This window comes from Asticcacaulis sp. W401b, assembly GCF_046503825.1.
Taxonomy (GTDB): domain Bacteria; phylum Pseudomonadota; class Alphaproteobacteria; order Caulobacterales; family Caulobacteraceae; genus Asticcacaulis.
Window position 1 is genome coordinate 787,635 of sequence record NZ_JBKFEE010000001.1, and the last position, 24,998, is coordinate 812,632.

Annotated in this window: 20 protein-coding genes and 1 pseudogene; 7 read left to right on the plus strand and 14 right to left on the minus strand. The window is 63.5% G+C overall.

Features of this window, described 5'->3' with window-relative positions:
• Positions 1-29: 29 nt before the first annotated feature.
• The 9 genes and pseudogenes from ACK8OE_RS03700 to ACK8OE_RS03740 form a co-directional block, all read right to left on the minus strand.
• On the minus strand, positions 30-1,094 hold the full coding sequence (locus ACK8OE_RS03700; RefSeq protein WP_410271414.1) for a tetratricopeptide repeat protein: 1,065 nt from the start codon (positions 1,092-1,094) through the stop codon (positions 30-32).
• A gap of 70 nt (positions 1,095-1,164) precedes the next feature.
• Positions 1,165-2,520 (minus strand): hypothetical protein, encoded by a 1,356-nt coding sequence (locus tag ACK8OE_RS03705; protein WP_410271415.1) that lies wholly within the window; start codon positions 2,518-2,520, stop codon positions 1,165-1,167.
• 77 nt (positions 2,521-2,597) lie between these two features.
• Positions 2,598-4,007 carry an ATP-binding protein gene (locus tag ACK8OE_RS03710; RefSeq protein WP_410271416.1) on the minus strand — a complete coding sequence of 470 codons (1,410 nt, stop codon included), beginning with the start codon at positions 4,005-4,007 and terminating at the stop codon, positions 2,598-2,600.
• A gap of 42 nt (positions 4,008-4,049) precedes the next feature.
• Positions 4,050-4,730, minus strand: coding sequence for a response regulator transcription factor (locus tag ACK8OE_RS03715; RefSeq protein ID WP_126421403.1), 681 nt, complete (start codon positions 4,728-4,730; stop codon positions 4,050-4,052).
• Positions 4,730-5,074, minus strand: a complete 345-nt coding sequence (locus ACK8OE_RS03720; protein WP_410271417.1) for a hypothetical protein — start codon at positions 5,072-5,074, stop codon at positions 4,730-4,732. The genes ACK8OE_RS03715 and ACK8OE_RS03720 overlap by 1 nt, the downstream gene beginning before the upstream one ends.
• Before the next feature lie 135 nt (positions 5,075-5,209).
• Complete coding sequence (locus tag ACK8OE_RS03725) at positions 5,210-6,163, minus strand: DnaJ C-terminal domain-containing protein (RefSeq protein ID WP_126421407.1); 954 nt, start codon at positions 6,161-6,163, stop codon at positions 5,210-5,212.
• Positions 6,164-6,279: 116 nt separating this feature from the next.
• Entirely contained in the window at positions 6,280-7,755 is a 1,476-nt protein-coding gene (locus tag ACK8OE_RS03730; protein ID WP_410271591.1) for a phage tail protein, read from the minus strand.
• A 189-nt stretch (positions 7,756-7,944) separates the two neighbouring features.
• Positions 7,945-8,976 (minus strand): annotated as a pseudogene (locus ACK8OE_RS03735) (glycoside hydrolase TIM-barrel-like domain-containing protein); the annotation flags it as partial.
• A gap of 746 nt (positions 8,977-9,722) precedes the next feature.
• Positions 9,723-10,634, minus strand: a complete 912-nt coding sequence (locus ACK8OE_RS03740; RefSeq protein WP_410271418.1) for an SDR family oxidoreductase — start codon at positions 10,632-10,634, stop codon at positions 9,723-9,725.
• Positions 10,635-10,713: 79 nt separating this feature from the next.
• On the opposite strand from ACK8OE_RS03740, the gene ACK8OE_RS03745 reads away from it, so the two are divergent.
• Positions 10,714-11,319 carry a TetR/AcrR family transcriptional regulator gene (locus ACK8OE_RS03745; protein WP_410271419.1) on the plus strand — a complete coding sequence of 202 codons (606 nt, stop codon included), beginning with the start codon at positions 10,714-10,716 and terminating at the stop codon, positions 11,317-11,319.
• A gap of 244 nt (positions 11,320-11,563) precedes the next feature.
• Here the strand turns inward: ACK8OE_RS03745 and ACK8OE_RS03750 are convergent, their stop codons facing one another.
• Positions 11,564-12,043, minus strand: a complete 480-nt coding sequence (locus ACK8OE_RS03750) for a YcgN family cysteine cluster protein (protein WP_410271420.1) — start codon at positions 12,041-12,043, stop codon at positions 11,564-11,566.
• A gap of 294 nt (positions 12,044-12,337) precedes the next feature.
• On the opposite strand from ACK8OE_RS03750, the gene ACK8OE_RS03755 reads away from it, so the two are divergent.
• Positions 12,338-14,146, plus strand: a complete 1,809-nt coding sequence (locus tag ACK8OE_RS03755; RefSeq protein WP_410271592.1) for an ABC-F family ATP-binding cassette domain-containing protein — start codon at positions 12,338-12,340, stop codon at positions 14,144-14,146.
• A gap of 153 nt (positions 14,147-14,299) precedes the next feature.
• On the opposite strand, the gene ACK8OE_RS03760 is transcribed toward ACK8OE_RS03755, so the two are convergent.
• Together ACK8OE_RS03760 and ACK8OE_RS03765 are read right to left on the minus strand one after the other, a co-directional pair.
• Complete coding sequence (locus tag ACK8OE_RS03760; protein WP_410271421.1) at positions 14,300-14,872, minus strand: DUF2846 domain-containing protein; 573 nt, start codon at positions 14,870-14,872, stop codon at positions 14,300-14,302.
• 51 nt (positions 14,873-14,923) lie between these two features.
• Positions 14,924-15,502 (minus strand): hypothetical protein, encoded by a 579-nt coding sequence (locus ACK8OE_RS03765; protein WP_410271422.1) that lies wholly within the window; start codon positions 15,500-15,502, stop codon positions 14,924-14,926.
• Positions 15,503-15,742: 240 nt separating this feature from the next.
• Between ACK8OE_RS03765 and ACK8OE_RS03770 the strand changes: the two genes are divergently transcribed.
• Complete coding sequence (locus ACK8OE_RS03770; RefSeq protein WP_410271423.1) at positions 15,743-17,059, plus strand: hypothetical protein; 1,317 nt, start codon at positions 15,743-15,745, stop codon at positions 17,057-17,059.
• A gap of 9 nt (positions 17,060-17,068) precedes the next feature.
• Positions 17,069-18,154: a DUF2336 domain-containing protein gene (locus ACK8OE_RS03775; RefSeq protein ID WP_410271424.1), complete on the plus strand. Its 1,086-nt coding sequence runs from the start codon at positions 17,069-17,071 to the stop codon at positions 18,152-18,154.
• 121 nt (positions 18,155-18,275) lie between these two features.
• On the opposite strand, the gene ACK8OE_RS03780 is transcribed toward ACK8OE_RS03775, so the two are convergent.
• Positions 18,276-19,616 (minus strand): hypothetical protein, encoded by a 1,341-nt coding sequence (locus tag ACK8OE_RS03780; RefSeq protein WP_410271425.1) that lies wholly within the window; start codon positions 19,614-19,616, stop codon positions 18,276-18,278.
• Positions 19,617-19,716: 100 nt separating this feature from the next.
• The gene (locus ACK8OE_RS03785; protein WP_410271426.1) at positions 19,717-20,601 is read right to left on the minus strand and encodes a LysR family transcriptional regulator; all 885 of its coding nucleotides are present in this window, start codon (positions 20,599-20,601) and stop codon (positions 19,717-19,719) included.
• 293 nt (positions 20,602-20,894) lie between these two features.
• Between ACK8OE_RS03785 and ACK8OE_RS03790 the strand changes: the two genes are divergently transcribed.
• From ACK8OE_RS03790 to ACK8OE_RS03800, 3 genes are read left to right on the plus strand one after another with little or no spacing between them, the layout of a single operon-like run.
• Positions 20,895-22,499: a carboxyl transferase domain-containing protein gene (locus tag ACK8OE_RS03790; protein ID WP_410271427.1), complete on the plus strand. Its 1,605-nt coding sequence runs from the start codon at positions 20,895-20,897 to the stop codon at positions 22,497-22,499.
• Position 22,500: 1 nt separating this feature from the next.
• A complete protein-coding gene (locus tag ACK8OE_RS03795; protein ID WP_410271428.1) occupies positions 22,501-23,280 on the plus strand; it encodes an enoyl-CoA hydratase/isomerase family protein in 780 nt (259 codons plus the stop codon).
• On the plus strand, positions 23,280-24,989 hold the full coding sequence (locus ACK8OE_RS03800) for an acetyl/propionyl/methylcrotonyl-CoA carboxylase subunit alpha (protein WP_410271593.1): 1,710 nt from the start codon (positions 23,280-23,282) through the stop codon (positions 24,987-24,989). The genes ACK8OE_RS03795 and ACK8OE_RS03800 overlap by 1 nt, the downstream gene beginning before the upstream one ends.
• Positions 24,990-24,998: the final 9 nt, after the last annotated feature.

Below are 24,998 nucleotides of genomic sequence, written 5' to 3' on the forward strand. Positions count from 1 at the left end.
AGCGGGGAGGTGTAAGCGTAACAGGTTTCTCATTGCGCCCCCACCGGCCGGTCGGCCCTTTGCACGATGTCGCGCGCAATGGCAGGACGATCCGCATACAGACGATCCAGCGCCGCCAGCACCCGCTTTTCGCCTTCGACGTTTTTCAGCACGCGATAGGAACGCAGCAAACGCGCCCAGCCGTCGGGGTCTTCGGGATTTTTGGCCAGACGGGCCTCAAGGCCCGCCACCATGCCGCCGATCTGCGCCTGAACCGTCGCCGCTGTCTGTGCCGACTGATCGAGCGCAGCGATTTCCGCCGCCACCGTCTGCTGACGCCCGTCATCGGCCGACAGCCGCGACTGCACGACACCATAGAGCCGCCGCGCTTCTTCATAGCGGCCATCCGTGGTGAGGATACGCGCCGAGTAATAAAGCGCTGTCAGGTCGTCGCCATCGCGCGTCAGGGCCTCGGCAAAGGCAGCGCGCGCCTCCCCATTGCTCTGCCCCTTGTTGAGCAGCGTCAGCGCCTCACCCAGATTGGACCAGCCGACCGCCACTTCTGGGGCCAGTTGCGTCACGCGTTTGAAGGCCTGCGCCGCCTCATAATAGTCGCCCGCCACCACCAGGGTCTGCCCCAGTTGCAGCCAGTAGGCCGGCTTGTCGCCATACTTGCCCGATAGCTGTTGCAGCGCCACCGCCGCGGGCTTGGCCTCCAGCGTTTCGGGGGCGCTATTCAGCGTCTCCATCCATGCCTTGACGCGCGCCGCATAGGGCTGATCCGGCAGGTCGGGCTTGCCCACAAAGACCGACAGGCCCAGCGCCGCCACGGCGATCACGACGGCCCCGGCAAAACCGATTCGCGGATCAACCGGTGTCACCGCCTCGGCCTCTTCGACGCGCAAAAGGGCGCGCGCCGCTTCGGTCTTTTCTTCACGCGCCAGAGCCACGTCCGTATGTCCGGCGGCGACGCGGCGGTCGAGATCGGCCACAAAGGCTTCGTACCGCTGCCGCGCCTGATCCAGCGCGCTGTCCGGTGTACGGCGCAGCCACGCGACCGCCAGCCCCAGAAGGGCGGCGCACACAAGTGCAGCGGTAAGCGAGAACAGCAGCATACGTGTCTTAAGCGGCGGGTTGACCGGAACGAACGCACCGGGACTGTGTCATAAGCCTGTTTTCGTCGCCTTAGGCAACCGTTTTTGGTGCCCGGAAGACATCGGCGGCCGTGACACGACGTCGCGCCAGATTGGCCTTGTTTTCCCCCAAAAGCCCCTCCATCAGGGCGATCACGCGGTCGAAACAGTCCATCACCGCCTGCGCATCGAACGGATCTTCGCCCACGGCGACGCCCAGCACGACGGTGAAATAGGCGTCCATCTGCACTTCGGCGGCTTCGACCGTTTTGTTGAGCAGGCTGAGATAGCCGCCCTGTGAGGCGGTGGGGCGCACCTGATTGATAAAGGCGACGGTTTGCAGCGCCGCCTCGGCCTGAGCCGGTTTCGGCCCGGCATAGTCAGGCACCTCGCGCGTCGCCCGGCCAAAAATCCGCTCGGTCTTCAGCGGCAAGGCCTGAGCGATGATTTTTTCCACGCCTTTCAGACGGTCTTCGACCAGACCATTGATCGTCTGATTGATCACCAGGACGCGCTTGCCCCACGGCCCGTCGCGCGTCAGTTCGACCGATTTTTGCAGGCTGCTGACCAGACTCAGGCACTGGGCCACCCAGCCCCCGGCCTCGCCCAGCAGCGACGGGTCGCGCCGCCGCATCAGCCCCGAAAACACCTTCATCCGTTCTTCGGCGGCGACAAGCACGCGTTCGCCAAACCCGGCCAGTTCCGACTCGCTTAAGAAACGGTCATTGGCCCCATCCGAGATGACGGCGACAAATTTGAGCACCAGCGTGGCGTCATCCATATTGGCCAGCAGGGCTTCGAGGAAGCGTACCCCGCCCTCGCCGTCCGGCGTCTTGCTGCACGCATCCTTGAACATCAGCCGGACGGCCGCCGCCTTTTCGGCATCAATACGCCCCATCCATTCCGGCAACCGCGCCAGAGCCTCGCGCAACAGGCGGTGCAGGTCGAGATAGGCGGCAAATTCTTCGAGTTCGTCTTCGTCCTCACCCGGCGGCAATACCGTCTCAGGCCGTTCCCGCAGGATGACCGCCGCCGCATTGACCAGACGAAAATAGGGCACGGGTACCGGGTCGCCGCTGCGGGGACTGTGCACGCTGCGGCGCGCCTCCGTCATCAGTTCGGCCTCTTCACGCTCAAGCGCGCTCCACAGACGATCGAGCAGCCACTGCGGAAAAATAACGCCTTCCATGCCGTCTTCGCGCGCCATGAACAAAGGCACGAAGGGACGGAAGACCTGTTCCTTGAGATGATGCGACTCAAGCTGACGCGCCACAAGGTCGCGCACCTCGCCCAGAGCGGCGTCGTGCGTCAGCCCCAGACTGCTGTTCAACTGACGGAGAATGTTTACGGGCAAGGTTTTCACCAGCCCGCCGACCGCGTTCAGCCGTTTCTCCGATAACACACCCATGTGGTTCTGCCGTTGTTACAACCCGTCAAGTATGGGAGGCGCGTGGTTAATATTTTCTGACCCCAAAACGCCGTTACTCAGCCTATGAAATTGGCCGGTAATATCACAACGCATCTCAGGCCACCCATCCCTGAGCGGTCAAAGCTCAGGCGACCGCCATAGGCACGCACCAGCTCATCCACAATCGACAGGCCCAGCCCCGAACCGGGGGCCGACTCATCGAGTCGTGCGCCGCGTTTGAGCACTTCGTCATAGCGTTCCGGCGGCATCCCCGGCCCGTCATCCTCGATCAGCAGGGTCATGCCGCTCGCCTCGTCCTCCAGCGTCGCCGTGACGCGCACGCGGCGCTGAGACCAGATGCAGGCATTTTCCATCAGGTTTCCGGCGATCTCCTGAAAATCCTGCTTTTCGCCGCGGAAGGCCAGGTCTTCGGGCGCGCGCCAGTCGATGGTCACGCCCTTGTCGCGGAACACCTGCTCCAGCATGACGGCCAGTTCGTCCAGCACCGGCTCGACCGGCGTGCGCTCGCCCATATTCTGGGCGCGGGCGGCGGCGCGGGCCCGACGCAGATGGTGATCGACCTGGGCCCGCATCAAGGCCGTCTGTTTACGGATGGTATCGGCCAGAGGGGCCGGATCATCGCCGGCCGAGGTCAAAAGCACCGACAGCGGCGTTTTCAGCGCGTGGGCCAGATTGCCGACATGGGTACGCTGCCGCTCCACCACGTCCTGCCCGTATTCCAGCAGGCCATTGACCTCTTCGGTGACCGGCTTGATTTCCGCCGGATAGATGTTGAGGAGCCGCGTCTGCTTGCCCTTGCGGATGTCGTGCAGTTCGTCGGTCAGGGCAAACAAGGGCTTCAGACCGATCCGCACCTGAAGGTAGATGGCGATCAGCGAGCCGAGCGCCAGCACGATCAGCGCCCCACCGGTGATCAGGGCGAACTGCCCCACATTGCGATCGACCTCGGAACGGTCCTCGGCGGCCATAAACAGCAGATTGTGCCCCTGAATGCGCAGATAGACGGTGGCCTGCCGCAGCGGCTGATCGCGCGGCCCGATGGCGTTATAATACTGAAGCTGACCCGTCGTCTTATCGAGCGCCTTGGGCATTTGCAGCACGCGCTCGGCCAGCGAGCCCGACTTATAGACCGCCATCACGCGGTCCTGACCATCCAGCTCAACAATCTGCCAGTAGAGGCCGGAATAGATGTCGTCGGTGCGGATGATGTAGAGTTCGGGGATGCGGATGCGCCCGTCTTCGTCGAATTCAGTGTGCGTATAGAGGTTGCGCACAATGTCGGAAATACCCGCCTGAAAGCGCGTCACCGAGGTGTAGTTGAAGAACGCCGTCAGACCTGCCGAAATCAGGATCAGCGAAAAGATGAACCAGATGGCGGCCAGCCGAATCAGCCGCCCGGCCAGCGACCCGCGCCCGGAAATCAGTACGCTGATGAAGCGCTTCAGATGGGTCAGGACGGCTGTCATTTAACGCCCCCCTCCGTCAGCACCTTCGTTCTCATACCTATGCTAAATCTCGCTGACTTCATTGTGCAGCGGCTTGAGGCGATAGCCCAGCCCACGCACCGTCTCGATGCGCTCATTGCCGATCTTCTTGCGCAGACGCCCCATAAACACCTCGATGGTGTTGGAGTCGCGATCGAAGTCCTGATCATAGAGGTGTTCGACCAGTTCGGTACGCGAAATGACCCGGTTCTGATGCAGCATCATATAGTGCAGCAGACGATATTCCAGCGAGGTCAGGCGCAGCGGCTCGCCATTGACCGACGCCCGCGCCGCACGCGGATCGAGGCGCACCCCGCCACAGACCAGCAGCGGCTGCGCATGGCCGGCGGCACGGCGCACCAGGGCCCGCAGACGCGCCAGCAGTTCTTCGGTATGAAACGGCTTGGTCAGATAATCATCGGCCCCGGCGTCGAAGCCCGACACCTTGTCCGACCACGCCCCGCGCGCCGTCAGGATCAGGACCGGCGTCGCCTTGCCATCGCGCCGCCAGCGTTCCAGCACCGACACGCCGTCAATCTTGGGCAAGCCGAGGTCAAGAATCACACAGTCATAGGGCTCGGTATCGCCCAGAAAGTGCGCTTCTTCGCCATCGGGCGCGTGATCGACCACATAGCCCGCATCCTGAAGCGAGGCCTTGAGCTGACGCGACAGGTCGGGATCATCTTCGGCAAGCAGAATGCGCATTACATCTTACTCATGGAACGGTTGGCGAGATCGACGCGATAGGTCACGATATTGGGGCCGATCTGCACCTTGATCACAAAGGTCGAAGGCCCGGTCTGATTGCCCGACACGTAGCGACCGCCCGTGCGCTGCTCAACCAGGGTGATGGCGTCGTCGATGGAATAGCGCTGCTGCACCGTCAGGCGCTCGGCCTCATCGAAGCGCGGACGCGCCTCCGGCCGCAGCGGCATCTGGCGCACCTCTTCGTGCGCCGGCGGCCAGCCAAAAGCGGCACGTTCGCGCGCTTCGGCGGCGAACGGCGCGCCGACGAGCAGCAGGGCGGAAAGGGTCAGGATCGGTTTCATAGTCACTTTGTACAGTCCCCGACCTGAACCTTAGCTGAACAGGGCCCTAAGGAAAACTTAAAATGGCAAAAAGCGTCCCCCCTGATATCAGGGGGGATACCGCCGGAATCGGCGGAGGGGGGTTAAATACACCCCCTACTTCTTCCGCATTGCCGGATGGGTCGGCGTATAGGGCGCCTGCCTGCGCCAATCTTCGGCATAGGCGACAAAATCGCCATCCACCACGTCCGGCAGGGCCAGCACCAGGTGCGCAAACAGATCACCGCGCGCCCCGGTCTTGGCATCATAGCCCCCGCGCCCTTTCAGACGCAGGATACCGCCGGAATTGGAGCCCTTGGCGATGGTCACATTGACCGGGCCGTCGGGCGTCGGGGCCTGCACCTTGCCGCCCAGCACTGCATCGGGGATCGACACATAGAGGTCCATATGCAGATCATTGCCTTCGACGCGGAATACGCCGTGCGGCTTCAGCGACAGTTCGACCAGCGCGTCGCCATGCGGCCCGCGCCCGTTGGGCGACGGCGCGCCCTGCCCTTTCAGGCGCAGGGTCTGACCGTCCTTGGCGCCCTTCGGAATGGTGACGTCGAGCGTGCGGCCATCGGTCAGTTGCACCCGGCGCGTATTGCCGGCGATCGTATCCATCAGGTCGATATCGAGCTTGATCCGCAGATCGCTGCCCTTCTGGGCCTGCGCGCCGAAACCGCCGCCCGGCCCAAAGCCCGCGCGACGCCCGGCCCCTGAGCCGAAAATATCGAAAATATCATCGAGATCGACGCCGTCGAACGAACCGCGCGCCCCGCCGCCATAGCCCTGCGACGACCCGCCGCCAAACCCGCCACCGCCGAAGCCGCCACGATAGGTTTCCCGGCCGTCGGCATCCATCTGACCCGCATCGTATTTCTTACGCTTTTCCGGGTCTTTCAGCAGGTCGAAGGCCGCCGATACGCGCTTGAAGCGATCCTCGGCCGCCTTGTTATTCGGGTTGCGGTCGGGGTGCAGTTCCTTGGCCAGCTTGCGAAACGCCTTCTGGATATCGTCCGCGCTGGCGTTGCGCGCCACACCGAGTTCGGAATAGGGATCACCTGCCACGAAATGGAACCTCCGCCTGCCGCCCGCCCCACATACCTCACCGATTTACCGGTGGTAAGGGTCTGGCGGCTCAACTCATACAATCGCTAAGCCGTTGGCGAAGGAGAGGTCACAAGTCAAGCCGATAAAGACATCTCCAGCGCCAAACCAACACGCGATGTGGGGTCTTTCTGCGCGATTTCAACCCGGCTGAGACCATCGAAACCCGCGGGATAGTCGGCAGCGATGGCGTCTGAGCCATATATATAAGCGCTCTGCGTCACCTCCACCTCACGGCGCAAATCCGTCCCCTGATAAAAGCACAGGCGATAGGCCTCATAACCGTCTTCGAGCGGCGGTTCGTAATCGAGTGAGTCCCCGCCATAACGGGCACAGCGTATCCAGCGACAGTGCAAACCCTCCGCCTCCCGCCTTATCCGCCCATGCACCGGCGCGCGCGGTCTCAGGCCGATACCGGTCCACACCGTCTCAATATCAATCGCGCCCTGCGCCTGCGCGCCGAAGCCCGACAGCCCCGCCCGCCACAGACGCGGCAGTCCGTGTTCGGCGTCCGAAACATCCGCCCGCACAACTTCGGGCAGGACGATGACCGATGCCCCTTCGTCCATCGGCTGGGTCTGCGTGCCCCATTGCCCGCGCAACAGGCCGCTCAAGCGCCACTGGCGCGGCGCGATCATCTGTGCCCGGAGGAACTGGATGATCTCCCATTCGCCGCCCGCGCCCCTAACGCAGATAAAATTCTCACCGGACAGCACATCGGCCTCCGAGCGCGTCTGCAAGGTCGCGTTTTCGAGATAAATGTAGAGACAGGCCGGTCTGTTCCACTTGGCAACCTGTCCGGCGGGCAGGCTCTGAAGCGTCGTCCCCACCCCCGCCGCCTGATCGACACGGCCACGCAGGGTCAGCGTGCTGGCGGAGGTCCCGGCATAGATATCGACGCCGCTGAACGGCACGGCGGTGGCCGCCAGCACCGGTCGCCCGTTGCGCTCATCGGCCCCGAACGGCGGCAGGTCGAGCAGCCAGAACCCGGTCAGCAGGGCCCGGCTGACGGTCGTACCGCCTGACGGTTCGTAAGGTATGACCACCGCCGGCTCTGACACGGGCGCCAGGGTAAGCGTCGGGCGTTCCGCGTCTTCGCTCTCGGCAATGCGGTAGGGCCGCCCATCGAAGCGCACCGCATCCCCCGCTTCAAAGCGCAGCAACTCAAGAGGCCCGACATCCATCGTCACGGCTTCGCGCACGCGCCGCGCCTCGGACAGGGTGCGGCGGGCAAACGCCCGCGCCTGCGCCGCCGACAGGCTGAGCCCGAGATCGAGCTGCAACGTCGGCCCGCCCTCGACCTCTGAGCGCGCATGGACGGCCAGCGCCTGATAGTCGCGGTCCAGATCGTAACAGCGCAGCGTCAGGGCCGACGGCGCTTCGATCAGCTCCCGCCGCGCCAGAACCGGCTCCCGCTCGTGATCGGCCAGCGCGCCCGCAGACAACACGACCTCCGCAGTCGGCGCGCCTATGACTTTCAGGCCCGCTCCGCGCTCGCACAGGTCCAGCCCCAGGTAGGACAAAAGCGGCTCGAGCGCGCTCGCCGCCGTCATCGGCTGTTCGATCACATAGCCGTCGATCACGCCTTCGACCGCGCTCACGTCGAGAGCCACCCCCGCCTGATCGGCAAGGGCGCTCAGCAGGGCCTTCGCTTCGGCCGACCCGACGCGACAGTTCAGCCAGTGCCCCGTGCGCCAGTTGCCGGCATCACCCCATACGGTGCTCCGTTGCGGAAAATCCGGATAGGGCCGCGCGTCCCAACACCAAACCTCCATGCCCGACAGCATGCGGCCACCATAGACTGCACTAAGCGGATTATTGGCCGGATCGGCGTAGAACTGGCTAAGCGCCGTCAGGTAGGACCGCTGCGCCCGGTCATCCCGCGCCCCGCTGGAATAGGGCGGAACGGCGCTTTCGGAGGATTTGGGATCGACAAACAGGTTGGGCGCGTTCGTCCCCTTATCTATCGCGCCGCAGCCATATTCGATGAAACGCACAGGCTTCGATTGCGGCACTCACGCCGTCGGCGTCGCCTGCCGCACACCCGCCGGACGATCGTGATGCAGATGACTCCACCAGCCGTGAATATCCTTCGGGCGGAACATCCAGTCTTCGCCAAAGGCCCCATCAATGATGAGTGAACGGACCTGTCCGTCTCTGTCTGTTTGAGAAGCGTAAAACCAGTCAAACCCCTCACCGCCACGCACGCGCGAGCGCAGATAGTGGGGATCATAGGGCGTCTGCGCCAGCGCCGCATCGAGATGCCCACCGTCGCGCCAATCCGTGAGCGGCGCGTACCAGTCGATGCCGACAAAGTCGATATTCGCATCGGCCCACAGCGGGTCGAGATGAAACACAGCATGAGCACCGACGTGATGACCGAAATATTCGCTCCAGTCGGCGGCATAGGACAGCCTGGTCTGCGGCCCGACGATGGCGCGTATGTCCGCCGCCAGCGCCTTGAACGCGGCCGCTGCCGGATAGGTGACGGCATCCGAGCGCAGGGTGGTAATCCCCCGCAACTCAGAGCCCAAAAGCAAGGCATCGACGCCACCCGCCGCGACGGCCAGCTCGGCCAGATGGCGTACAAACCGCCGCAGCCCCCAGCCGCCGTCCGTGCCAAAAAAGCTGTCCACGTCCAGTGCCGCCTGCGGTGTCTGATCCTGCGCCGAGGTGATGCGCCCGCGCCAGGGAAAGCCTTCGCAATCCATCAGGATGAAGGGCACCAAAGTCACTTCGTAACCGCGCTGTTTCAGCACCCGGATAGCCGCCATCACTGACGCATCGGACGGCGTGCCGCCATAGACCGGGCGACCGTCCTGCGTGCTGATCAGGTGAGCCGCGTCGCGTCCGATGCCGGCCACGGACCACACTTCGGGTTCTGTGCGCTTGATCGCCTGTACGACGCCGGGCCACAGGCGGCACACCCCCGCCTCCAGACTGTCGCCGAACCAGCTTATGATCAGATTAACTCGCTTTACGTTCGGCAGGTGCGCCTCAAGCTGATCGAGCGAGACGAGAAAATCCGGCCGCCGGTCGGCGGTATTCAGCGTTTCCCAGCGCGCGCCGCTCAGGCCCTCACGCACGGCATTGTGCGTCGTCGCATATCTTACCAAAATCTTCGATCAGATCGTTGGCGAAACCCATGAGACGGGCCGTCTGGGCCTGACGCATGAGGGCGATGTCCTGAGAGTGTGAGCGCATGTCCGTCCATGCGCCTTTTATAGCCCGGCCCCGGAATGCGGGGACAAAACGGCGCTTATAAAAATCAAGTCAATGATCTGATTTATGAAATCCGGACGGATAGCGGGGACGGGCCGTATGCCTAATTTGCATGTAACCTGTAAAAAGCTGTCACAATGTTATGCTACCTGTTGTTTCGCACAGATAGGCGATGCGGCGGTTTTCAGCATCATTGTTTTTTTTAAGCTTACTTTACCCATTTTTCAAAGTCGGGCCGCAGGCAACTGCGGCCCCTTTCTTTTTCTACGGCGACGCCCCGGTTCTGGATGCCACCGCCTCAGAAGGTCACGCCGGTCAGGGCCTGAGAGGCGTCCCACAGACGCGCACAGGCTTTTGCGTCAAGGGCGGCCTTGGGGATGCGGGCCTCGGTCGGATAGCCGCGCACCTCGCTCAGCCCATCAGGTCCGTAATAGCCGCCCGAGCGCGCCAGAGGTGAGGTGGCCGCAAACAGGGTCGGCAGGGCGCCCTGCCATACCGGCTGGAACAGGAACCACAGGGCGCTGCGCGTGAAGCCCATGGCGCTGTGACGGCCCGGCGCATTGTGCAGCAGATCGGTGCGCGCGACCCCCGGATGCGACGCCATACTGGCCACGCCCCACCCGGCGGCCTCGCTGCGGTGATGCAGTTCCAGCGCGAACATCAGGCAGGCCAGCTTCGACTGGCTATAGACGCGCATCGGATCATACGACCGTTCGGCATTGAGATCATTGAAATCGATGACACCATTGCGCGCCGCGACGCTGGACAAACTGATGACGCGCGCCTGATCCGCCTTTCGCAGCAGGGGCATCAGACCCGCCGTCAGGGCGAAGTGGCCCAGACAGTTGGTGCCCATCTGCACCTCGAACCCGTCTTCGGTCTCCAGCCGTCTGGGCGGCATCATGACCCCGGCATTATTGATCAGCAGGTCGAGATGATCGGTCTGGGCACTCAGTCTCTGACAAAAGGCGGCAACCGAGCGCAGGCTGGCGAGATCAAGCGGTTCAAAGCGCACCTGCGCCGAGGGCAGGAGGCTGCGGATCTGGCTGACCGCCTGCGCCCCCTTGTCTGCGCTGCGCCCGGCGATGATGACTTCGGCCCCGGCCTGCGCTAGGGCGAGCGCGTCCTCGTAGCCCAGCCCACCGGTGCCGGTAACGACGGCCAGACGGCCCTTTTGCGACGGCATGTTGGAGGCGGTCCATCTGACCATCGGCTTTCCCTTTCAATGAAATTACACTTGGTGTAAAATAGAATTACACTAAGTGCAATTTTACACCAAGAGAAATTTTATGCCCGCTGACACAGGTCCGAACGCCCCGCCCAAGGACGGGCTGCGCGAACGCAAGCGCCGCGAAACCTTGCAGCGCATCACCGATGTCGGCATGGGTCTGTTTCTGCAAAAGGGTTATGAGGCGACGACTCTGGATGAGATCGCCGCCGCCGCCGGCATTTCGCGCCGCACCTTCTTCTATTATTTCAAGTCCAAGGATGACATCCTGCTGTCGCTGCAAAACGGTATGGGCGAAGTGATTGTCGCGGCCCTGAAAGCCGAAAGCGCCGATAAGCGCCCGCTCGATGCGGTGCGCGACGCGGTGATCGCCGTGTGCGCCCGCTTTCCGGCCGACGAGATGAGGGCGATTGACCGGCTGATGCGCTCTATCCCGGCCGTACAGGCGCGCAAACAGGCGAGCTATGTTCAGCATGAGGACGATCTGTTTCAGGCCCTGCGTCAGCGCTGGCCCGACCCGCAGCGCGAAACCGGGCTGCGGCTGGTGGCCATGCTGTCCATGGGGGCGATCCGCCTGTCGTTCGAGGCGCTGAACCGCGAAAACGGCGCACGTCCGATAGCCGACCTGCTGCACGAAGCCTTTGCGGCGCTGAAGGCGGAAATCTAGAGCGATATGTCGAAAAGTGTGAGCGGTTTTCGACAAAAATATCGCGATAAAACAAAAATTGAGAGCGGGATGATGCTTACATTCAAAATCATCCCGCTCAAGATCATTATGATTTCTGTCAGAAACATAATGATCTTGCTTTTTGTTTAGTCCCTCGCCGGGCGGTGGCTTGCGCCACCTTGGCCGCCGCCTCAATGGCGGCTTGAGCGAAATGATTTCACTAGAAATCATTTCGCTCTAAACCCTACTCGCCCTTGTTGGACATGTCTTCCAGCAGGTCAAAGGCCGCGAAATCGAGTGCGTCTTCGGGGTCTTCGAGCGCCGTTTCCGAAATCGTCTGTCCACGGACAGACACGCCACGCCGGTGCACCTCTTCGCGGTCGCCGCAGATCAGATAATGCCAGACAGGAAGGTCTTTCCCTTCATGCAGACGACGATAGGCGCATGAGGCCGGCATCCATTCCAGCGCCTCGATATTGTGCGGCGTCAGCTTGATGCAGTCGGGTACGTATTTGTGCCGATCCGGGTAGTTGGAACAGGCGCAGGTGCCGGAATCGAAGAGGCGGCAATGGACGCGCGTCGGGATGATTTCGCCCGTGTCTTCGTCCTCCAGCCGGATCAGGCAGCACAGACCACAGCCGTCGCACAGCGACTCCCATTCGGGTACGGTCATTTGCGAAAGGGTCTTGGTCTGCCAGAAGGGTCGGGTGGAGGGCTGGGTCATTTCATCTTTCATCCTCCCCTGTGAGCCAGGCGAACGGGGGAGGTGTCGAGAGCCTTTGTCGGCCCAGTCGAACCGCCGCATGGCTCTAAGTTTTGTTTTAACGCGCTATTCATCCGAAAAGTGCGTCACACTTTTCGGCAAGCGCTCTAGCGAAGCGCGTCGAGACGGAGGGGGCAGAGTCTGAAACCCGCCCCCTACACCACGGCGCAGGGGAGGCTGTTTGCGGCTTATCCGCTCTGTGGGTGTGGAAATCAAGTGCTTGCCGTTATTCGCGCCGAACGCTACACCCGCCCCATGAATACACGCGCCCCCCTGCTCGCCCTGAAAGACGTCCGCCTGATGGACGGCCTTAACCCGCTGTTTGACGGTGTCGATATCGCGCTGGAACCGCGCGTGCGGGCCTGTCTGGTCGGGCGCAACGGCGCGGGCAAATCGACCCTGATGCGGCTGATGGCCGGGCTTATCGAGGCCGATTCCGGTGAACGCGTCGTCATGCAGGGGATGCGCTACGCCTATGTGCTTCAGGAACCGCAGCCCGTCGGCGACACGGTGCTCGACTGGGTGACGTCAGACGGGGCGGAGCATTACACCGCCGAAGCCGAGCTTTACACCTTCGGCCTCGACCCTTCGACCAAATGCGCCTCTCTGTCCGGCGGGGAAAAGCGTCGCGCCGCGCTGGCCAAGGCCTTTGCCGAAGACCCGGACCTGATCTTCCTTGATGAACCGACCAACCACCTCGACATCTTCGCTATCGAAGCCCTCGAAGACCAGTTGCGTCAGTTCAAGGGCGCGGCGCTGATCGTCAGCCACGACCGCACCTTTTTAGAGCGCGTCACCCAGCGCTGCTACTGGCTGCACGACCGCCGCATTATGCGCCTCGATTCCGGCTATGCCAGCTTTGAAGCCTGGTCGGAAAAGATCATGGAGGAGCAGGCTGAGTCCCTGCGCCGTCTGGAAAAGGCCATCGAGCGCGAAACCTATACCTTCTACCGCTCGATCACCGCGCGACGCACGCGCAACGAAGGCCGCGCCGCCCGGCTTCAGGCCATGCGCGCCGAAAAGATGGAGCGTACCAAGCAACTGCCGCGTCAGTTGGAAATGAGCATTGATTCCGGCGGCACGTCGGGCAAGCTGGTGGCCGAGCTGAAAAACATCTCCAAGGGCTTTGGCGACAAGGAACTGCTCAAAGGCTTTTCGACGCGCATCCTGCGCGGGGACCGGCTGGCCATTGTCGGGCCGAACGGCGCCGGCAAATCGACCCTCGTCAAGCTTTTGATCGGGCAGATCGCGCCGGATGAGGGTGAAATCCGTCTGGGGACGGCGCTTGAGGTCGCCTATCTCGATCAGGGGCGCGACACGCTGAAAGGCGATGAGACCCTGTGGGACGCGCTGGCCAATTCCGGCTCGGATCAGATTATGGTGCAGGGGCAACCGCGCCACGTCGCCGCCTATGCCAAGGACTTTCTGTTCCGCGAAAACCAGTTGCGTCAGCCGGTGAAATCCCTGTCGGGCGGTGAGCGCAATCGCCTGCAACTGGCCCGCGCTCTGGCGTCTGCCACCAATCTGCTGGTGCTCGATGAGCCGACCAACGACCTTGATATGGACACGCTGGACCTGCTGGAGGAGATGCTGGCCGACTATGACGGCACGCTGATTCTGGTCAGCCACGACCGCGACTTTATCGACCGTCTGGCCACCTCGACCCTGGCCCTGAATGGCAAGGGCAAGGCGGTGGAAACCCCCGGCGGCTGGCAGGACTTCCTGCGACAAAATCCGGACTTTTTCGAGCAACTGAGCCACAAGGCTCCGGCAGGGAAGACCGCGACCAAAACCGCAACGCCCGCCGCGCCAGCGCCCAAGGCCCCGGCCAAAAAGCTCAGCTATAAGGATCAGAAACGCCTCGAAGACCTCGACAAGCTGATGCCGCAATGGCAGGCTGAGATCAAAAAGCTGGAGGCGACGCTGAACGACCCCAACCTCTATGCCAAGGACCCTAAACGCTTCGACGCCACCATGAAGGCGCTGGAAAAGGCGCGGGCTGATCTCGAAAACGGCGAGATGGAGTGGCTGGAGCTTGAGGAAAAACGCGAGACGTTGAAGTAAGCCCGTCTCCTGCATCCGCCGTTTACAGGGGCCGGGGACCGCGCCTGACGGGCGTGGTGGCAGGGCCGCCCCCCACCGTCTTTTTGCGTCCCGCAAAAATCCACCTCCCCCAGTAAACTGGGGGAGTATGAACCTGACGGGCTGAGTTCGACCCTACTTGCGATCCGTCGCCTTGGCCTTGGTGACCTTCAGCTTCTTTTCCTGAAACGCCTCTTCGGTCGAAGGGGTCAGGTTCGGACGCGCGCCGATCACGCCCATGGCGATGGATTGGATAACGTAATAGGTCTCACCGGCTTCCACTTCCAGGCGCAGCGTATCGCGCGTTTCGAAGGAGATATTGTATTCGTGTGTGCCCGGTTCGGCGACATGGACAAAATAGGTGCCGTTGGTCAGCTTGCCGATGCCCGTATCACCTTCACGCACCGAAAAGCTGACGGCCGCGCCGACAAAGCGCGAGGGACGGAAGAAGACGATCTGACCCTTGCCTTCCGGCACCGGATCGACGGGGTTCAGCTTGGCCACCGCCTCGGCCGGGGCGGCCGTTGCAGACGCCGAAGACGACGCACTCGACGAGGCGGAAGACGACGAGGCCTCGGACGAAGACGAAGACGACGAAGACGAAGAGGACGCCGTTTGCGGCTCAGTGGTCTGGGCCCAGACGCTGGTGCCCATCAGGGTCAGGCTCAGGCAAAGCGCCATGACCGTTTTCGCGTTGATGTTTTTCATAAAAGTAACCCCCATTTGTGGCTTTTGAAAAAGTGTACGATCCCGCCATGCCTATTGTGAGGCAGGCGGTGTAGCCGGCGTGAAATCGGCCGCCAGCTTGGCCGAGGCCCGCGTACCGGGCAGGGCCTCCATATGGCCGCCAGTCACCGCCAGACCGAACACGCCCACGGCAATCGTGGTCGCCGCAGACGCGCCGGCATTATCCTTGGCTCCCAGCCCCAGTTTCAGGGCACGGATGGGGATTTGACGGCCTTCGAATTCGAGATAACGGGCGGCCAGCACCAGCTTGCCGGGCTTCCCCCCCATGCCGGGCTTACCCGTATCGACCACCTGCCCCTTGCCGGGCGTGCCTTCGGGTATGACCACGGTGCCATTCAACAGCACGGGTTCGGCCAGCTTGAGCGGGAACATGTCGCCGACCGTGGCGCTGCGCGTGGAGACCAGCTCGGTGATTTCAACCACGATCGGCGTGCCATTGGGCACCACCGCCGCAGCCGGGACCGCCACGGGCTCAGCCACCGGGGTAGCCGTCGTTTCAGACGGCGGGGTTTCGGTGGATTGCGCCCACACGGTCACAGGCACAAGCGCAGTCAGCGCCGCCAGAACAGCCGCTGTCAGGATTTTAGGCATCTGAAAAAGTCTCCCCCGGTCGTCTTTCGCCGTTTCCGGCACCCCGCGCGCGTTTTAACAGACTATCGGGCACCTGCAAATCGTTTTCCGCACCCAGCCACCGCGCGCCGCGGCCGCGGAGCCGCCTCGTAAAGCACTATTATACCCACAGGCTGGCAATATCGGCGTTCCATTAGGGCAATATTAAGCGGCAGAGCTTAGGTTAAGGCCGTTGCAACCTTACCGGAACCCGCGCGCCTGATGACCCGCACCCGTCGAACCCGTCTGTCTGCCCCGTCTCAGGCTCTTGTGGGCGTGGCCCTTTTGAGCCTGAGCGTCCACGCGCCCGCCCTGGCGCAGACTCAGGCTCAGGCACGCCCGTATCTCGACTGGCCCGGCAAGCGCGCGCCGCAAGAATCGACACCGCCAGAGGTCCCCGAAACCGCCCCCGCGACGCTGTTGCAACACGCCCTGCCCAATGCCGCCACGGGTCAGCCGGGCTTTGACATCCCGCCGTCGCCCTATGGGCAGGTCGGCAACCCCTATCGCCACGAACTGAACTGGCGCGGCAAGACCGCCCCGGTCACCGCTCAGCCCACCGCGCCTCAGACGGCCTCGCAAACCGCGCCGAAGACCGAACTGGCCTCCAACTGGACGCCGGTGCCGCAATCGCGCTTTGACGCGCCGCGCCGCGCTGCGCCTGCACCGATCACGCCCCCGGTTCAGCCCACCCCTCAAAAGGTCGAAGCCGCCCCGCTGCCGACACCCAGGACGCCCGAAACCATTCCGGCGCGCGTCGCCAATCCGGTGCCCCTGCCGCAGCCCAAGCCGCCCGTCGTCAGCGCCGAAACCGTCGCGCGCGAAACCGCACCCGTGACCACGGTTAAACCGGCCCCGACTCCGCCGGTCCCGACGCCGCCGGTTCAGGCGCAGGCCGAGCCGAAACCCCAGCCTCCGGTTCAGGTTCAGCCGCAAGCTCAGCCCCAGCCGCGTCCCGACAGCGGCTACCGTCTGCCGGCCAACAGCAAATATGCCGGTCGCGTGTCGCCGGAGCTGGAGGGCCGCCCGGCGGTCCCCGCACAGGCCGCCGCGCCCGTAGCGCAAAAGCCGGACGCCCCTAAAGCGCAGGCCCAAACCGCCCCGCAAACCACCGCTGAGGCCAAACCGGCCGCAACCGCCAGGACGCCCGCAGCAAAGGCGTCCGCGCCAAAAGCTGGGGCGAAAACCGCAGACACCAAAACCGCCGAAACCAAGCCGGCGGACGTCAAGACCGCCACCGCTCCGGCCGCCACCGCCCCTCTGGCGCAGGCCGCTGAGCAGGAATCGGCCGAGCCCTACACCCCCTTCGTACCGGGCAGCCGCGCCACCACGGCGTCGCAGGCCCCGCGCTTCTATTCGCTGCACCGCGCCTACGGCTATGAGCCCGATCCGGCCCCGCACACGGGCGGCGATCTGGCAATCGACCCCAATGCCGTGCAGACCCCGGCTCAGGGCAAGGCTTCTGAGACGTCAGGCTCCGGGGCGACCAGTAAAGCTCAAAAGACCGACCCTACACCCGCCAAAGACAAGACGCTTTAAGGCTCCGCCATGCCCTCGACCCTGCACCACCTGATTGATCTGGCCAAGGAACCCTCCTCGCAGAAGCGCCGTGAACTGCTGCGTCAGGTCACCACCGTCTTCATGGCCCACCCGGAACAGGTCGAAGGGCCTGAGATGGCCCTCTATGACGAGGTGATGAGCCAGTTATCGTCCGAAATGGAAACGGTCGTGCGCGCCGAAATCGCGCGCAAGCTGGCCGAAGCCAAGGTCGCCCCGCTGGGTCTGCTGCGCCGTCTGGCCTCCGACGATATCGAGGTCGCCGAAGCCATTCTGGTCCGCTCAAAAGCCCTGACCGAAAGCGACCTGATGCACGTCGTTTCGACCAAGGGTCAGGACCACCTGCGCGCCGTCTCACGCCGCGAAGAGGTGCCGGAATCGGTGTCGGGCGTCATCGTCGATCGTGGCGACGACACCACGGTCAACACGCTTTTGCGCAATGACGGAGCCCGCCTGTCGCGCGCCACCAACGAGGTGGTCGTTCAGCGCGCCCAGACCAGCCCGGCCCTGCACGACGCCATCGTCAACCGCAAGGACTTCCCCATCGACCTGATGAACGACATGTATTTTGTCGTCGAAGCCCGCCTGCGCGAACGCATCATGCAGGAAAACGCCCGCGTCGATCCGGCGGTGCTGGAACAGGCGCTGTCGAAGTCGCGCAATACGGTAGCCATTGCCCACGGCTCCTTCCCGCCCGACTATGAAAAGATCATGGCCGAGGTGGAAACCCTCTATAATAATCAGAAACTGACCCCGGCCCTGCTGGCCCGCTATATGCGCGATCCGAACCCGACCTGGTTCCTGTGTGCGCTGGCCATCATGGCCGATATCGACTTCCTGACGGCGAAGCACGTGGTGGATAAGCGCGAACTGGACGCGCTGGCCATCGCCTGTAAAGCCGCCGACCTCGAAAAGTCGCTGTTCCTGACCTATGCCATGATCATGCTGGCCTCGCAGGACAATGCCATGGGCAAGGCCGCCGAATACGGCAAGCTCTATGAGCAACTGCCGCGCGATACGGCCCTGCGCACCATCCGCTTCTGGCGCATGCGCCGCGCCGAAGGCCACGCGGCGTGAGTCATGAAAAATTTGCCCCGCAAGCGGGGTACTTTTTCATGGTTGATATTGAAAAAATCCCCTCGGGGCGGCCCGTCGGGGATTTTTGCTTTTTTAACAAAGTGCAGGTCAGAAGAAAGCCCTACGCCTGCTCGCGCACGCGGTTGAGGTTTTCCAGCGCCGTTTCGGCCAGCGACTTCAACCCATGCTCGCTGAAAATCTCGTGCGCGGCCTCCAGCGCATAGGCGGCTTCGGCGCGATCCAGCATAAAGCCGGTAATGTCGCCGCGTGCCACATAGAGACGCCCCAGATTGGTCTGAAGGATGGCCCAGCCGACCGGGTCTTCGCCCGGCTTGACCTGACGCAGTTCCGCCTTGAACGCCGCTTCGGCGTCTTCGAGCGACAGGAGATCGCCCTTCAGCTCGGCGCGGCGCGCCAGACAGGCGGCGCGGTTATTAACGATCTGAGCCCGGATCGACAGGGGTTTGGCCAGCGCCTTGGACAGGGCCAGATCGAAGGCCGCCACCGCCTGCTCGGCCAGCCCGTCCTCCTGAATCAGCTCCGACAGGGCCTGTAGCGCCAGGGCGCGGAAATGCGTCTGCGCCACCCAGTCGAGCGGCGTGTGTTCATAGGTCACCACCTCTTCCGGCGGCGTCAGAAGCGCGATGCCTTCGCTGATCATCTGCGGCTGTCCGTCGATCTGCCCCGCCCAGACGTGGGCCAGCGCCAGACGCTGCGTCACGCGCACAAAGGTCACCGGCTCATAGTCGGCATCAAGCCGCGCCAAGAGCGCCGTCAGATCGTTGATCACCGCCGTCATCAGCCGGCTGTCGTGACGATCAAGCCCCACCAGCATCAAAAGATCCGCGCGCTCCAGCCGCGCATCGGCGGCGCTGATCTTGTCCTTGGCGGCCTTGGTCTGGCGCACCAGCGCGTCGAAACGTTCAATGGCGCGGTCGATATGGGCCATAGCCACCAGCGCCGGTTCAAGGTCTTCGCCAATGCCGTGCCGCACGGCCAGACGCGCCGCCAGACGCCCTTCGGTCAGGGTAAAGGCCGCCAGCAAGGGTGCATCGCTGCCAATGGCGCCGCGCCCGGTGGCCACCAGCGTTTCGGCCGAAACCAGCAGTTCGGCGGTTTCAAACAAGTCGTAGCCCAGCAGGCAGATTTCCGCCTGCACCAGCGCCGCACTGGCGGCCTCGCTGAGGGTCTTGGCGGCCTTGCCCGCCGACTCCGCCGCCGTGGTGGCCTTGCTGAGCGCCAGGGTGTCGCCGGTGCGCCGTGCGTATTCGCGCCACACCAGTGCCGATTCGAGATAGGGCTCAAAGCGGCTGCGCGTCGAAACACGCCCGCCTTCGACGTCCAGGCCGCGCCCCTGCGTGATCAGCAGTTCCAGCGTCATCAGCTCATATAGGCTCACATCGGGCTCATAACGCCCGCCCTGCCCCATGATGCGCCTCAGTTCACGGCCAAATTCAAACATGAAAACTACCCTGCAGCGCGGGTCACCCAATCGTCCCAGAACGGAACGTCCGGCCCTTGCCTCTGGGCTGTCTTGCAACTGTGTTGCCGCAAACCCCGCATTACCGCAGCGGCGGCGCAAGCTCCGTCACATAGCGCTCAAATGCTTGGCCCATCGCCGTCAGATGGTCCGGCAGGGCATGACGCGGGCGGAACAGGGCCACGGTGCGGCTATGGGTAAAGCCGTGCAGCCTGGTGGTCACCACCCCTTGCGCCGTATGGCTTTGCGGCACCACGGTCGCGCCGATACCGGCGGCCACCATGCGCAGCGCCCGCTCGTCATTGGCCGTACGATAGGCCAGGGGCGGGCGCACATTGCGGTCGGTGAAATAGCGGCTGGTTTCGGACAGGACCTCGCAGCGCGAACGCACGATCATCGGCTGATCCGAAAGGTCTTCGCCGCGCACCTGCGCTGCCCCGGCCAAAGCATGATCGGCGGGCAGGGCCAACACATAGGGCTCGCTATACAAAGGTACCGAACTGTCGTCTTCGACGCGGCGGATCGACAGGGCGTAATCTATCCCCCGCTCGTCAAAACGGTTTAGTATCTCCTGCTCGGTGCCTTCGAACAGGTCGAAACGCCCGCCCATGTCTTCGGTCAGACCGGCGTCACGAATCCCTTTTAGCAGCCCCGCCACCCAGGCCCCGGACAGGGTCTGCAACACGCCAAGGCGCAGGACGCGCGCCTGTTCGGTTTGCGCCAGCTCGGCCATAGCCACATTGCATTCGTGCAGAATGGTCTTGGCGCGCGGCAAAAAGCGCGTCCCCGCCGTGGTCAGAAACACCCGCTTGTTGTTGCGGATAAACAGGGTGACGCCGAGCTGTTCCTCAAGGCGCTTGATCCCGGAGGAGAGCGACGGCTGGGTGATCAGGCAGGCTTCGGCGGCGCGCGTAAAGGAGCCCGTTTCGACCACGGCCAAAAAATAGCGAAGAAGATAGGGTTCCATTGGACACCTCCGCTTACATATCTCCCCAGCTTGCTGGGGAGGGGGACCGCACGAGGCGCGAAGCGCGAGATGCGGTGGTGGGGGCTTACGGACTCTCGACAAGCGCCGCATGTGGATCGTTCAAAAGATACCCCACCCCCACATCTCGCTCACTACGTTCGCTCGTTCGGTCCCCCTCCCCGACAAGTCGGGGAGGCATAGACAATCATAGACATCATCTATTCATTCTATTTTTATTATCAATTTTTCCAATGATCAAGAGCGGTGTAGGTTTCCCTTAAAGGAAACGCCCCATGCGCCTTACCAGCCAGATCGACAAGAACAGCGCCGATTTCACCGCCAACAGCGCCCATATGCAGGGGCTGGTCGATGATCTGCGCGCCCTGACCGCGCGCATCGCCGAAGGCGGCTCAGACAGCGCGCGGCAAAAGCACGTGTCGCGAGGGAAACTGCTGCCGCGTCAGCGGGTCGATGCCCTGCTCGATCCCGGTTCGCCCTTTCTGGAGCTGTCGGCGCTGGCGGCGCACGGCGTCTATGAGGACGAGGTGCCCGCCGCCGGGATCATCACCGGCATTGGCCGGATCGAAAGCACCGAATGCGTGGTGGTGTGCAATGACGCCACCGTGAAGGGCGGCACCTACTATCCGCTGACGGTCAAAAAGCACCTGCGGGCGCAGGAGGTGGCGCAGATGAACCACCTGCCGTGCGTCTATCTGGTGGACTCCGGCGGGGCCAACCTGCCCAATCAGGACGAGGTCTTTCCGGACAAGGACGATTTCGGCCGCATCTTCTTCAATCAGGCGCAGATGTCGGCCAGAGGCATCCCGCAGATCGCCGTAGTGATGGGCTCGTGTACCGCCGGCGGGGCCTATGTGCCGGCCATGTCGGATGAAAGCATCATTGTGCGCCGTCAGGGGACCATTTTTCTGGGGGGCCCGCCGCTGGTCAAGGCGGCGACCGGCGAAGTGGTCTCCGCCGAAGATTTGGGCGGCGGCGATGTCCATGCGCGCGTGTCCGGCGTGGTCGATCATCTGGCGGCCAACGACGCCGAAGCGCTTGCGATGGCGCGCCGCATTGTGCGCAATCTCAACCGCACAAAACCGGCGTCGCTGAAGGTGCGCGACAGCGTCGAACCGCTGTATGAGGCGCGCGAGCTTTACGGCCTGATCCCCGTCGATAAGCGCATCCCGATTGATGTGCGCGAACTCATTGCGCGCCTTGTCGATGGTTCGGAGTTTGATGAGTTCAAGGCGCTGTACGGCGAAACCCTGGTCTGCGGGTTTGCGCACCTGTACGGCCATCCGGTGGGCATTGTCGCCAATAATGGCGTGCTGTTTTCCGAGAGCGCGCAAAAGGGCGCGCACTTTGTCGAACTGTGCTGCCAGCGCAACATTCCTTTGATTTTCCTGCAAAATATCACCGGATTCATGGTGGGACGCAAGTACGAAAACGAAGGTATTGCGCGGCATGGCGCCAAGATGGTGACAGCAGTCGCCTGCGCCAATGTGCCTAAACTAACCCTCGTGTTCGGCGGTTCCTACGGGGCGGGCAATTACGGCATGTGCGGGCGCGCCTTCGACCCGCGTTTCCTGTGGATGTGGCCCAATGCGCGTATCTCGGTCATGGGCGGCGAACAGGCGGCCAATGTGCTGGCGACCGTGCGCCGCGATGGCATCGAGGCGAAGGGCGGCACCTGGAGCGCCGAAGAGGAGGCCGCGTTTAAGGCCCCGCTGCTGGAGACCTATGAGGCACAGGGCCATCCCTACTACGCCTCGGCGCGCCTGTGGGACGACGGCGTGATCGACCCGGCGGATACACGCCGTGTGCTGGGGCTGGGCCTTTCGGCGGCGCTCAATGCGCCCATAGAGCCGACGCGGTTCGGCGTGTTCAGGATGTAGGATGATGACCGCGCTTAAATTAGACATCGCTGCCAATGGCATAGCCCGCCTGACGCTCAACCGGCCCGACCGGCACAATGCCTTTGATGAGGCGATGATCTCCGACCTGACCGCCACCTTCACCACGCTGGGGGCCAATCCCGCCGTGCGCGTGGTGGTGCTCAATGGTGCGGGGGAAAGCTTCTGCGCCGGTGGCGACCTCCACTGGATGCAGCGCGCCGCTCAGAAGACTGAGGCCGAAAATGAGGCCGATGCGCTGGCGCTGGCGACCATGCTGCACACGATAAACGCCTGCCCCAAGCCGGTGATCGGCCTGATCCACGGCGCGTGTTTTGGCGGCGGCGTCGGGCTGGCGGCGGCGTGTGATATGGTGGTGGCCGCTCCCGATGCGCGCTTTGGCCTGACCGAGGTGCGGCTGGGCCTGATCCCGGCGGCCATATCGCCGTTTGTGGTGGGAAAGATTGGCGCCTCGGCGGCGCGGCGTTACTTCCTGACCGGGGAACGCTTCAGCGCCGAAGAGGCCCGCCGCATCGGTCTGGTTCATGAGGTGAAGGCCGGGCTCGATGCCGCCGCCGCGCCGCTGATCGACGGTCTGCTGGCCAGCGGGCCTGAGGCCGTGGCCGATGCCAAGGCGCTGATAAGCGACGTATCCGGCCGCGCCGTCGATGACGACCTGCTGCGCCTGACGGCCCGCCGCATCGCGAAGCGCCGCGCCTCCGACGAAGGCCGCGAAGGCATCAGTGCGTTTCTTGAGAAGCGTAAACCGGGGTGGGTGAGATGATGTTCCGCAAACTCCTAATCGCCAATCGCGGCGAAATCGCCTGCCGCATCATCCGTACCTGCCAACGGCTCGGCATCCAGACCGTTGCCGTCTATTCCGAAGCCGATGCCAAGGCCCTGTTTGTGCGTCAGGCCGACGAAGCGCACCTGATCGGCCCGGCCCCGGCGGCGCAAAGCTATCTGCGCGGCGACGTGATCATCGAGGTCGCCAGACGCACGGGGGCCGAGGCCATCCATCCGGGCTACGGCTTCCTGTCGGAAAACGCGGAATTCGCGGAGGCCTGCGCCGCCGCCGGTATCGTCTTTGTCGGTCCGACGCCGGAGGCCATTCGGGCCATGGCGCTGAAAGGCGCGGCCAAGGCGCTGATGGAAGAGGCGGGCGTGCCCGTCACCCCCGGTTACCACGCAGAGGCGCAGGACGAAGCCACCCTGCTCGACGCCGCGCGCGACATCGGCTTCCCGGTCCTGATCAAGGCCGTGGCTGGCGGCGGCGGCAAGGGGATGCGCCGCGTCGATAACGAATCTGAATTTTCGGAACTCTTGAAATCTTCTCAGGGCGAAGGGCAGAGTGCCTTTGGCGATCCGCGCGTGCTGATCGAAAAATATATCGAGGTGCCGCGCCATATCGAGATCCAGTTGTTTGCCGACAGCCACGGCAACGCGCTCCATCTGTATGAACGCGACTGCTCGCTGCAACGCCGCCACCAGAAGGTGATCGAAGAGGCCCCGGCCCCCGGTCTGCCTGAGGCCATGCGTCAGGCCATGGGCGAAGCGGCGGTGAAGGCCGCCAAAGCCATTGGCTATCGCGGCGCGGGCACGATTGAATTTATTGTCGATGTGTCCAAAGGGATCACGCAAGCGGCTTTCTACTTCATGGAGATGAACACAAGGCTTCAGGTCGAACACCCGGTGACCGAGGCGATTACCGGGCTCGATCTGGTCGAATGGCAGTTGCGCGTCGCCGCCGGTGAGGCTCTGCCGCTGACGCAGGCTCAGGTGCCGCTGAACGGCCACGCCATCGAAGCGCGCCTCTATGCCGAAGACCCAGAACACGACTTTATGCCGTCCACCGGCACGCTGAGCCGTCTTGTCTTTCCGTCCGGGGTTCGCGCCGATTCCGCCGTGGCGCAGGGCGATACGGTCAGCGTCTTTTATGACCCGATGATCAGCAAGCTGATCGTGCATGGTAAGGATCGGGCGGCGGCGTTAGACGCGCTTCGCACCGCCCTGATCCACACCCGCGCCGAAGGGCTGAGGACCAATCTGGCCTTCCTGCGGCGCATCGCCTCCGATCCGGCCTTCCGCGCCGGGGAGATTGATACGGGCTTTATCGGCCGCCATGTCGAGCGGTTGACCGCGCCTTGGCCCGATTATGATTTGCCGACGGATACCCCACCCTCGCCGTGGCATGATGCGACGGGCTTCCGCCTCAACCTGCCCCCCGCCTCACCGGTCGATGTGCGGCACCTCACGGACGCTCTGGACGAGGCGCATGAGGCCTCTGAGGTCATCGCACCCATGCCCGGACTGGTCGTCGCGGTGCACGTCACAGAGGGTGAGGTGGTCGAGAAGAACCAGCCGCTGATCGTGCTGGAGGCCATGAAGATTCAACTGACGCTGAAGGCCCCGCGCGCCGGTGTGGTGACGGGCCTAAGCGCCACCACGGGCGAGCAGGTCATCGAAAAAGCGGTGCTGCTGAACGTCACATAATCCTATCCC

Coding starts and splice junctions, on each gene's coding strand:
- ACK8OE_RS03700 (WP_410271414.1), bottom strand. CDS start 1,094: ATGCTGCTGTTCTCGCTTACCGCTGCACTTGTGTGCGCCGCCCTTCTG.
- ACK8OE_RS03705 (WP_410271415.1), bottom strand. CDS start 2,520: ATGGGTGTGTTATCGGAGAAACGGCTGAACGCGGTCGGCGGGCTGGTG.
- ACK8OE_RS03710 (WP_410271416.1), bottom strand. CDS start 4,007: ATGACAGCCGTCCTGACCCATCTGAAGCGCTTCATCAGCGTACTGATT.
- ACK8OE_RS03715 (WP_126421403.1), bottom strand. CDS start 4,730: ATGCGCATTCTGCTTGCCGAAGATGATCCCGACCTGTCGCGTCAGCTC.
- ACK8OE_RS03720 (WP_410271417.1), bottom strand. CDS start 5,074: ATGAAACCGATCCTGACCCTTTCCGCCCTGCTGCTCGTCGGCGCGCCG.
- ACK8OE_RS03730 (WP_410271591.1), bottom strand. CDS start 7,755: ATGACGGCGGCGAGCGCGCTCGAGCCGCTTTTGTCCTACCTGGGGCTG.
- ACK8OE_RS03740 (WP_410271418.1), bottom strand. CDS start 10,634: ATGGTCAGATGGACCGCCTCCAACATGCCGTCGCAAAAGGGCCGTCTG.
- ACK8OE_RS03745 (WP_410271419.1), top strand. CDS start 10,714: ATGCCCGCTGACACAGGTCCGAACGCCCCGCCCAAGGACGGGCTGCGC.
- ACK8OE_RS03750 (WP_410271420.1), bottom strand. CDS start 12,043: ATGACCCAGCCCTCCACCCGACCCTTCTGGCAGACCAAGACCCTTTCG.
- ACK8OE_RS03755 (WP_410271592.1), top strand. CDS start 12,338: ATGAATACACGCGCCCCCCTGCTCGCCCTGAAAGACGTCCGCCTGATG.
- ACK8OE_RS03760 (WP_410271421.1), bottom strand. CDS start 14,872: ATGAAAAACATCAACGCGAAAACGGTCATGGCGCTTTGCCTGAGCCTG.
- ACK8OE_RS03765 (WP_410271422.1), bottom strand. CDS start 15,502: ATGCCTAAAATCCTGACAGCGGCTGTTCTGGCGGCGCTGACTGCGCTT.
- ACK8OE_RS03770 (WP_410271423.1), top strand. CDS start 15,743: ATGACCCGCACCCGTCGAACCCGTCTGTCTGCCCCGTCTCAGGCTCTT.
- ACK8OE_RS03775 (WP_410271424.1), top strand. CDS start 17,069: ATGCCCTCGACCCTGCACCACCTGATTGATCTGGCCAAGGAACCCTCC.
- ACK8OE_RS03780 (WP_410271425.1), bottom strand. CDS start 19,616: ATGTTTGAATTTGGCCGTGAACTGAGGCGCATCATGGGGCAGGGCGGG.
- ACK8OE_RS03785 (WP_410271426.1), bottom strand. CDS start 20,601: ATGGAACCCTATCTTCTTCGCTATTTTTTGGCCGTGGTCGAAACGGGC.
- ACK8OE_RS03790 (WP_410271427.1), top strand. CDS start 20,895: ATGCGCCTTACCAGCCAGATCGACAAGAACAGCGCCGATTTCACCGCC.
- ACK8OE_RS03795 (WP_410271428.1), top strand. CDS start 22,501: ATGATGACCGCGCTTAAATTAGACATCGCTGCCAATGGCATAGCCCGC.
- ACK8OE_RS03800 (WP_410271593.1), top strand. CDS start 23,280: ATGTTCCGCAAACTCCTAATCGCCAATCGCGGCGAAATCGCCTGCCGC.